The organism is Pseudomonas syringae (genome assembly GCF_021605415.1).
Lineage (GTDB): Bacteria > Pseudomonadota > Gammaproteobacteria > Pseudomonadales > Pseudomonadaceae > Aquipseudomonas > Aquipseudomonas syringae_S.
Genome location: NZ_WKEQ01000035.1, coordinates 46,535 through 53,252, shown reverse-complemented (window position 1 = coordinate 53,252; position 6,718 = coordinate 46,535). Strand labels below are relative to the sequence as shown.

Sequence of the window (6,718 nt, the reverse complement as noted above, 5' to 3'; positions counted from 1 at the left end):
GCGATGTATTGCGGGCTCCACGGGTTGATGGTGCTGACGAAGATGTTGCCCGGGTGCATGTCGGCGTGGAAGAAACTGTCGCGGAATACCTGGGTGAAGAAAATTTCCACACCGCGTTCGGCGAGCATCTTCATGTCGGTGCGCTGGTCGGCGAGGGTCGCCAGATCCGTCACCTGAATACCGTAGATACGCTCCATCACCAACACTTTCGGCCGGCACCAGTCCCAATAGACTTGTGGCACGTAGAGCAGCGGCGAGCCTTCGAAGTTGCGTTTCAACTGGCTGGCGTTGGCGGCCTCGCGCAGCAAATCGAGTTCGTCGTAGATGGTTTTTTCGTAGTCCTGAACCACGTCCACCGGGTGCAACAGACGCGCATCGGCGGAAAACTTCTCAGCGGCGCGGGCGAGAATGAACAGCCACGCCAGATCCTGCGCAATGATCGGTTTCAGCCCCGGGCGGATGACCTTGACCACCACTTCTTCGCCGGTCTTCAGTTGCGCGGCATGCACCTGCGCCACCGAGGCCGAGGCCAGCGGTTCGACGTCGAAACGGCTGAACACTTCGCTGATCTTCTTGCCCAGCTGTTCTTCGATCAGCTTGACCGACAGCTGCGAATCGAAGGGTGGCACGCGATCCTGCAACAGCATCAGCTCGTCGGCGATGTCTTCCGGCAGCAAGTCGCGGCGGGTCGAGAGAATCTGCCCGAACTTGATGAAGATCGGCCCCAGTGCCTGCAACGCCAGACGCAGGCGCGCGCCTCGGCTCAGATCCAGCGGCTTACGCGGGAACCAGCGCCACGGCAGCACATAGCGCAGCGCCAACAGGAACCAGGGCAGCGGCAACTCGAACAGCAAATCATCGAGGCGGTAGCGGATCACGACGCGCTGGATGCGCAACAGACGGCGGACGGCAAGCAGCTTCATGCGTTATCGCTTGGGTCGAGGGATCGGGAAAGGCGCTCGAAGCGCGCCTCGAGACGTTCCAGATCAAGTTTGATCCGGTCCAGTTCGCTGAATCGCGCTTCGGCTTCGCGCTGCCCGACGAGGGTGCGCGATTCTTCGGCGAGGTATTCGGCGAGGTTCTGGTTGAGGCTGGCGAATCCTTGTTGATACCAGCGTGCGCGGCTGCGCAGATGGCCACCGACCAGTTGCGTAGCGACGGGGCCGAGCCAGCGCGAGAGTTCATACTCCCAGTCCAGCTCCAGATCCTGCAACACGCCGGCCAGATCCAGCAGTACACCGCTGTCGCCGTCGAGTTCGACTTCCGGGCTGTGCAGTACGCCAGTCTTGTCTTTGCTTAAAGCCAGTTTCATCAGGCTGGCGGCCGGCGCGCGCAGGGTGCAATCGGCGCCGGTTTCCCAGTTCGAGGCGAGCATCAGACCTTCGTCGCTGGGCAGGATGAACAGGTGCAGCGCCGGGCTGCGGCATTCGACGGCAATCACTTTGCCGGTCAGGTGCGCCAGACGCGGCAGCGCCGTGCTGTCGAGACGCAGCACCCGGTTCAGACCGAGTTCGACGCTGGCGAGCAGCCCGGTGAGCAGCATCAGGGCTTGATGCCGCGGTGCAAGGCGACGATGCCGGCGGTCATGTTGTGATAGGTCACGCGGTCGAAACCGGCCTCGACCATCATCGACTTCAGGGTTTCCTGATTCGGGTGCATGCGGATCGATTCGGCCAGATAGCGATAGCTTTCCGAGTCGTTGGTGATCAGCTTGCCCATCAACGGCATGAAGGCGAACGAGTAGGCGTCGTACGCCTTGGACATCAGCGCGTTGGTCGGTTTGGAAAATTCCAGCACCAACAGGCGACCGCCGGGCTTGAGCACGCGCAGCATGGAGCGCAGGGCGTCTTCCTTGTGCGTCACGTTGCGCAGGCCGAACGCGATGGTCACGCAGTCGAAATGGTTGTCCGGGAACGGCAGTTTTTCCGCGTCGGCCTGAACAAATTCGACATTGCCGGCGACGCCCAGATCCAGCAGGCGGTCACGACCGACCTTGAGCATGGATTCGTTGATGTCGGCGAGCACCACCTGGCCGGTCGGGCCGACGAGGTGGGAGAATTTTTTGGTCAGGTCACCGGTGCCGCCGGCGATGTCCAGCACGCGGTTGCCGCTGCGTACGCCGGACAATTCGATCGCGAAGCGCTTCCACAGACGGTGCATGCCGCCCGACAGAAGGTCGTTCATCAGGTCGTATTTCGCGGCGACGGAGTGGAACACCTCAGCGACTTTTTCCGCTTTCTGGCTTTCCGGAACGTTCTTGAAGCCGAAGTGAGTGGTGGGTTCGGCATCGCTGCCTTTGCGCTGATCAGTCATATCGCTGTCACCAAAAGAGAATGCGCGACATTCTAATCCCCAAGCCATGCTTTGTCTTGGCATGGCTAAAGGTAAGATGGTTCACCCTCGGGATGATTTGCCGCAGCGGCGGTCAAGATTTACCGACAAGCATTCATTGCTGTATTCAAAAAGAAGGAGTCATTCCATGGCCCGTATCAGTGTCGAACGTGCGCACAACCTGGGTAAGGACGCCGCCCGCGAGAAGGCCGACAAGCTGGCGCAGAAACTCTCCGATCAATATGGCCTGGAGCCGCAATGGGCGGGCGACGTGCTCAACCTCAAGCGTTCTGGCGTGAAAGGCGCGGTGCATGTGGCCGAGGATTCGATCCGCGTCGATGTGGAACTGGGCCTGATGATGTCGGCCATGAGCGGCATGATCAAAGCCGAGATCGAAAAAGCCCTCGACAAAGCCCTGGTCTGATTGAAATTCATCCCCTGTAGGAGTGAGCCTGAAGATTGGTGTCAGTTGTTAGGGTGCCGTTTCTAATTTTTCTACTTACTTTGTGCCAGAGCCCGACACTTTCGCGGGCAGTTCCTCAAACCTTCTGCGCGTGAGGTGCACCATGGCCAAAGTTATTTTGAAGAAAAAAATCGACGCTTCGACTTCGACGCTGAGCGACGTTAAATCTTATGCCCGCAAGATCTGGCTGGCAGGTCTGGGTGCCTACACCAAGGTCGGCAGCGAGGGCAGCGAATACTTTCAAGAGTTGATCAAGGCTGGTCAAATCGTTGAAAAGAAAGGAAAAAAAGAAATCGCTGAGAAGCTCGAAGCGGCCAACGCCGAGATCGATGAAGCCAAGAGTGAAGTCACCTCGTTCAAAGGTCGCGTCGAACTCCAGCTCGACAAGGTCGAGAAGGCGTTCGACTCCCGTGTAGCAGGCGCCTTGAATCGTATCGGCATTCCGTCTAAACATGACGTTGAGGCACTCTCTGCTAAGCTCGATGAGCTGACGGCATTGCTCGAACGCGTCGCGCGCAAATCTTAAGGAGAACGGGATGGCTGTTAAAAAGAACACCGCAAAAGAAGGCAGCTCGTGGGTCGGGAAGGTCGAAGACTACTCCCGCAAAATCTGGCTGGCTGGTTTAGGCGTGTACTCGAAGATCGACACTGACGGCAGCAAACTCTTCGATGCATTGGTCAAAGACGGCGAGAAAGCCGAGAAGCTCACCAAGTCCGCAGTCGGCAAGAAGGTCGATGACGCCAAGGATTCCGCATCCTCGGCCAAGTCGCGCATCAGTGGCGTGAAAGATCGCGCACTGGGCAAGTGGGATGAGTTGGAAGGCGCTTTCGACAAGCGTCTGAACAGCGCGATTTCGCGCCTGGGCGTGCCGAGCCGTAATGAAGTGAAGGCGCTGCACAGCAAGGTCGACACCCTGACCAAGCAAATCGAAAAACTCACCGGCGAGAAGGCGCGTCCGGTTGCTGCGAAAACGGCAGCGGCCAAACCAGCGGCGAAAACGGCTGCGGCTAAACCGGCGACCAAAAGCGCTGCCAAGCCACTCGCCAAAGCAGTTGCCAAACCGGTAGCGAAAGCGGCAGCGGCAAAACCTGCTGCCAAAGCAGCCGTCAAGGCCGCCACCAAACCGGTTGCCGCGAAGGCAGCCGCCAAACCGGCCGCCAAGCCCGCTGCCAAAACAGCGGCGGCGAAACCTGCCGCTGCGAAGAAACCTGCGGCGAAAAAGCCCGCAGTGAAAAAACCGGCCGCACCGAAAGCCGCCGCGCCGAAACCGGCAGCGGCCGCCGCCAAGCCTGCAACACCGGCAGCTCCGGCCGCTTCGGCGAACTCCGCCGCAGCGCCGACGCCGGCAGCAACCCCGACTGTTGCATCGACGCCGACCAGTCAGTCCTGATTTTTCAGGATTCAAAAAAACGCCCGGCCTGTGAAGGTCGGGCGTTTTTGTTTGAGGATAAAAACAATCGTTGGAACGCAGCCCGAGCCTTCGGCCGCTTCTACAGGGCGGCGCGTTGTAGAAGCTGCCGAAGGCTGCGATCTTTTGATCTTAATGCTCTTCCAGATATTGCAACGCCAACCGCTCCGTCGCCACTTTCACCGACGGCAGCAAATGCGGCGCCACCAGCATCATGATCTGGTACACCACCAGCCTCACTTCCCCCTCGCGATCCAGAATCCGCTGATAGTCCAGTGAAAACAGCAGCGTCATGGTGATCTGCTCAACGAGTTGCCCCAATGCCTGCGTATCGCTGACCACTTGCCCGGCAGCCTTCAACCGCGCCAGCAACGACGCCAGGGTTCGTTTCAGGGCATTGAGCAACAGGCGAATGCCCTTGGCCAGTTTCGGCAATCGTCCCGCCAGGTTCGACAAGTCCTGGAACAGAAACCGGTACTGGGCCAGACGCTCGACGATCAGGTGCAAAAACAGCCAGTAATCTTCCGGCGCCAGTTCAACATCCGGCGGTGGATCGAGCAGCGGCGTGAGTTCATTCTGAAAGCGCTCGAACAGCCCGAGAATCAGCGGTTCCTTGCCGTGGAAGTGGTAATAGAGGTTGCCCGGGCTGATCCCCATTTCATTGGCAACTTCCATGGTCGAAACATTTGGCTCGCCCTTTTCATTGAATAACTGCAGGGCACATTCGAGTATCCGGTCGCGGGTCTTCATCCAGTCTTCTTAGAAAAGTTCGGTTAAGCGTCAACGCACACGCACGTAGTTACCGGGTGCAGCTTCCATCGGTGGATAGTTGGCGTTGCCGAGGGTTACCCGGGTTTCGTGCTGGGCGCCGGAACGTTGCTGCACCCACTCCAGCCATTGTGGCCACCAACTGCCGTCGACGTGTTTGGCGTCGTAGTACCAGGCGCGTGGGTCGCTGCTCAGTTTGCCGTTCTCGACGTAATTGGCTTTCGGGTTGTTTGGCGGGTTGAGGATGCTCTGTACGTGGCCGCTGCTGGACAACACGAAGCGCCGGTCACCGCCAAGCAGCAGCGCCGAGCGATACACCGCGTCCCACGGCGTGATGTGGTCGTTCATCCCCGCGACACTGAAGCTGTCGACGGTGACTTTTTGCAGGTCGATTGGCGTGCCGCACACTTCGAGGCCGCCCGGGTGGGTCAGCGGGTTGTGCTTGAAGAAGTCCAGCAGGTCGCCATGCAGTGCCGCCGGCAGGCGAGTGCTGTCGTTGTTCCAGTAGAGGATGTCGAACGCCGGCGGCTCCTTGCCGAGCAGGTAGTTATTGACGAAGTAACTCCAGATCAAATCGTTCGGGCGCATCCACGCGAAGACCCTGGCCATGTCGCGACCGTCCAGCACGCCTTTCTGATACGAGCGGCGTTTGGCCGCTTCGAGGGTTTGCTCGTCGGCAAACAGCGCGGCCGGGGAATCCATCTGGCTGTCGAGCAGGCTGACCAGATAGGTCGCGCTGGCGACTCGGCGCAATTGCCGCTTGGCCTGCAAATGCCCTTGCAGCGCGGCAATGGTCAGCCCGCCGGCGCAGGCGCCCATCAGGTTGACCTCGCGGGCACCGGTGATTGCCCGGCAGATGTTCATGGCTTCTTCGACGGCCTCGACATAGGTCGACAGCCCCCATTCGCGATGACGCACATCCGGGTTGCGCCAACTGATCATGAAGGTCTGCAAACCGTTTTTCAGGGCGTACTGGACGAAGCTGTTCTGCGGACTCAAGTCGAAAATGTAGTACTTGTTGATTTGCGGCGGCACCACCAGCAGCGGCTTGGCGTACTGCTTTTCGCTCATCGGCTTGTACTGGATCAGTTCGAGCATTTCGTTGCGAAATACCACCGAGCCGCTGGTGGTGGCAACCGTCTTGCCGACTTCGAAAGCCTGTTTGGTGATCTGGCGCGGCAGGCCGTCGTTGTGCAGCAGATCATCGATCAGATGACTCAAGCCGCGCACGACACTGCTGCCGCCGGAGTTGAACAGTTCTTTGATTGCCAGTGGATTGAGTAACGTGTTGGAGGGCGCGACGGCATCATTGAGCAGGCTGAAGGCGAAGTGCGCACGGGCGCGCTCATCCGGGCTCATGCCGCTTTCGTCGATCCAGCTTTTGACCTCTTTCTGCCAGCTCAGATAGGCCTGCAATGTGCGTCGGTAAAACGGGTTGAGGCTCCACGTCGGGTCGGCGAAGCGGTTGTCCTGCGGGTTGGTCGGGTGCAGGGTTTCGCCGAGCAGGATGCGGCCCAATTGCCCGCCGAGTTTCAGGGCGTGCCGGGCGCTGTGCAGCGGATTGCGCAAGCCATGGGCGGCGACGCTGCGCAGGGTTGAGATCATGTCCCGGCCTCGCAGGCCGGTCATTGCGCTTTGTGCATTGATGAACACGGCCGGACGGGGCACTACGCCCGTCGCTGGTTTGTCGCGCATGAGTCAACACTCCTTCGTCTTCAAGCCAAAAACAAACACACCGAACCAGAAC

8 protein-coding genes are annotated in these 6,718 nt (G+C 59.5%); 3 read left to right on the top strand and 5 right to left on the bottom strand.

Annotated elements, in window-relative coordinates; translation table 11 throughout:
* The 3 genes from GIW69_RS21360 to ubiE all read right to left on the bottom strand — a co-directional run.
* A partial coding sequence (locus tag GIW69_RS21360) for an AarF/UbiB family protein (protein WP_236484766.1) occupies positions 1-923 on the bottom strand: 923 nt, incomplete at its 3' end.
* Positions 920-1,543 (bottom strand): ubiquinone biosynthesis accessory factor UbiJ, encoded by a 624-nt coding sequence (locus tag GIW69_RS21355; protein WP_236484765.1) that lies wholly within the window; start codon positions 1,541-1,543, stop codon positions 920-922. The genes GIW69_RS21355 and GIW69_RS21360, both read right to left, overlap by 4 nt.
* Positions 1,543-2,313, bottom strand: coding sequence for a bifunctional demethylmenaquinone methyltransferase/2-methoxy-6-polyprenyl-1,4-benzoquinol methylase UbiE (ubiE, locus tag GIW69_RS21350; protein WP_060542605.1), 771 nt, complete (start codon positions 2,311-2,313; stop codon positions 1,543-1,545). Before ubiE ends, GIW69_RS21355 begins: the two co-directional genes overlap by 1 nt.
* Before the next feature lie 166 nt (positions 2,314-2,479).
* Between ubiE and GIW69_RS21345 the strand changes: the two genes are divergently transcribed.
* The 3 genes from GIW69_RS21345 (at position 2,480) to GIW69_RS21335 (ending at position 4,185) form a co-directional block, all read left to right on the top strand.
* Positions 2,480-2,755 carry a polyhydroxyalkanoic acid system family protein gene (locus GIW69_RS21345; protein ID WP_236484764.1) on the top strand — a complete coding sequence of 92 codons (276 nt, stop codon included), beginning with the start codon at positions 2,480-2,482 and terminating at the stop codon, positions 2,753-2,755.
* Positions 2,756-2,897: 142 nt separating this feature from the next.
* On the top strand, positions 2,898-3,320 hold the full coding sequence (locus GIW69_RS21340; RefSeq protein WP_236484763.1) for a phasin family protein: 423 nt from the start codon (positions 2,898-2,900) through the stop codon (positions 3,318-3,320).
* Positions 3,321-3,330: 10 nt separating this feature from the next.
* Complete coding sequence (locus GIW69_RS21335; RefSeq protein ID WP_236484762.1) at positions 3,331-4,185, top strand: phasin family protein; 855 nt, start codon at positions 3,331-3,333, stop codon at positions 4,183-4,185.
* A 150-nt stretch (positions 4,186-4,335) separates the two neighbouring features.
* On the opposite strand, the gene GIW69_RS21330 is transcribed toward GIW69_RS21335, so the two are convergent.
* Complete coding sequence (locus GIW69_RS21330; RefSeq protein ID WP_236484761.1) at positions 4,336-4,953, bottom strand: TetR/AcrR family transcriptional regulator; 618 nt, start codon at positions 4,951-4,953, stop codon at positions 4,336-4,338.
* 30 nt (positions 4,954-4,983) lie between these two features.
* Positions 4,984-6,666 carry a class II poly(R)-hydroxyalkanoic acid synthase gene (gene phaC / locus GIW69_RS21325; RefSeq protein ID WP_236484760.1) on the bottom strand — a complete coding sequence of 561 codons (1,683 nt, stop codon included), beginning with the start codon at positions 6,664-6,666 and terminating at the stop codon, positions 4,984-4,986.
* Positions 6,667-6,718: the final 52 nt, after the last annotated feature.